We start from the raw sequence: 1,918 nt of genomic DNA, 5'->3' as shown, positions 1-1,918 counted from the left end.
CGCGCTCGTCGCGCGCGTCGAGTTCCTGCGGCGGTCGCAGCCGCAGGCCGGCTGGCCCGATCTGTCGGACGCGGCGCTCTCCGCATCCGTCGTGGACTGGCTCGCGCCGTTCCTCGGCGACGCGACGGCGCTGCGGGAAATCTCCGCCGAGACGGTCGTGAACGCGATCGAGGCGCTCGTGCCATACGATCTGCGCCGGCGCCTCGACGCCGAGGCGCCCAGCCATTTCGACGCGCCGTCCGGCTCCCGCCTCCCGATCGACTACGATGCGGAGGAGGGGCCGGCGCTCGACGTCCGCGTGCAGGAACTGTTCGGGCTTCAGCGGCATCCTGCGATCGCCGGAGGGCAGGTCCCGCTCATGCTGCGCCTGCTGTCGCCTGCGCAGCGACCGATACAGGTGACCCGCGACCTGCCGGGCTTCTGGGCCGGATCCTGGAAGGAGGTCCGCGCCGAAATGCGCGGGCGTTATCCGAAGCACGTCTGGCCGGAAGACCCGGCGGCGGCGGCGCCGACCAGCCGGGCCAAGCCCCGCGGCGCCTGAGCTACGCCACGCCGAGCACGAGCAGCCACACGGAGACCGACAGCACCGAGATCGCCGTCGAGACCGCGATGGCCGCCGAGGCCGTGGTTTCGCCCACCTGATAGCGCGCGGCGATCAGATAGGCGTTGATCCCGCACGGCATGGCGGCGAACAGGACCGCGACCCCGGCCCACACCGGGGGCACGTCCAGCACGTGGAACGCGAGCGCCCACACCAGCAGCGGGTGCAGCACGAGCTTCAGCGCCGAGATCGACCAGACGGCCTTGAGGTCGTTCAGGAAGCCGAAGCGCTTCAGCGCCAGCCCCATGGCGATCAGCGCGCAGGGGCTGGCGGTCGCGGCGAGCTGGCCGATCACGGATCCGAAGGCGCCGGCCGGAACATAGCCCTGGCGCTGGGCGACAAGACCGGCGACGAGCGCCAGGATGATCGGGTGGGTGACGATCGTCCGAGCGAGCCGCTTCGCCATGGCGCCTGAGGAGCTGCGCGGGCCGGCGGTTTCGATGAGCAGCGCCGCCGCGGTCATCATGATGGGCAGGTGGACCGCCAGCAGCAGGAACAGCGGCGTCGCGCCGGCTTCTCCGTAGACGTTGAGGATCAGCGGCACGCCGACCAGGACGGTGTTGGACTGGGCGGCCGCGAATCCGTGGACGGCGGCCTCGCGCCTGTCGCGTCCCAACCCCTTGATGGCGATCGCCATCGCTATGATCCAGACCACCGCCACCCCGCCGAAATAGGCGATCCAGTAGCCCCAGGGATTGGCGGCGGGCGAATGGCCTTCCGCAAGCGTGCGGAAGATGAGCGAGGGAACCGCGATCAGGAACACATAGTCCGACAGGCCGTCGCCGGCCCGGTCGCCGAGCAGGCCGAGCCGCCCGACCAGATAGCCGAGGCCGATGAGCCCGAAGGTCGGGAGCACGATGGCGACGAGTTCTGACATGCCGGAAGGTAGCCGGAGGCTGCGCGGGCGGGAGTTCGACCCGTAGGGACTGCGGGCGCGGAGGTCAACGCGAACCCGCCGCATGGGCTTGTCGGGAAGCTGGGGATCACGCGTGAACAACGCTGTTTTACGCGGTCGGCTTAGCCCATCGTTAAAGCCCTGGAAGCCACTGTCGCGGTCGAACCTTCCGTCCCCGCCATCGTCTCAGGAGCCGCCGCATGAGCGCGACCGCGAGCCTCGCCGACGCTGCTCCGGCCGTCGACGCGACGCACCGCATCGCGGTCGCGGCGCATGAGATCAGGACGCCCCTCGGCGGCATTCTGGCGCTGGCGGACCTGCTGCTGGCCGAGGATCTGACGGAGGCCGCGCGCGGCCACGCCGCGGCGCTGAAGACGGCGGCGGAGCACCTGCTCGGCGTCGCCACCACGCTTCTCGGCGCG

The 1,918-nt window shown here is 71.0% G+C and carries 3 protein-coding genes; 2 read left to right on the top strand and 1 reads right to left on the bottom strand.

Annotation, left to right across the window (positions count from 1 at the left end; translation table 11 throughout):
- On the top strand, nt 1–541 hold a 541-nt coding region (locus ACIKT0_RS17630), incomplete at its 5' end, for an ATP-dependent helicase C-terminal domain-containing protein (protein WP_407106644.1).
- Nucleotide 542: 1 nt separating this feature from the next.
- Here the strand turns inward: ACIKT0_RS17630 and ACIKT0_RS17625 are convergent.
- Nucleotides 543–1,478: an AEC family transporter gene (locus tag ACIKT0_RS17625; RefSeq protein ID WP_407106643.1), complete on the bottom strand. Its 936-nt coding sequence runs from the start codon at nt 1,476–1,478 to the stop codon at nt 543–545.
- 218 nt (nt 1,479–1,696) lie between these two features.
- Between ACIKT0_RS17625 and ACIKT0_RS17620 the strand changes: the two genes are divergently transcribed.
- On the top strand, nt 1,697–1,918 hold a 222-nt coding region (locus tag ACIKT0_RS17620), incomplete at its 3' end, for a histidine kinase dimerization/phospho-acceptor domain-containing protein (protein WP_407106642.1).

The organism is Hansschlegelia beijingensis (assembly GCF_045505405.1).
GTDB classification, from domain to species: Bacteria; Pseudomonadota; Alphaproteobacteria; order Rhizobiales; family Methylopilaceae; genus Methylopila; species Methylopila beijingensis_A.
This window is presented reverse-complemented; position numbering and strand designations above follow the sequence as displayed.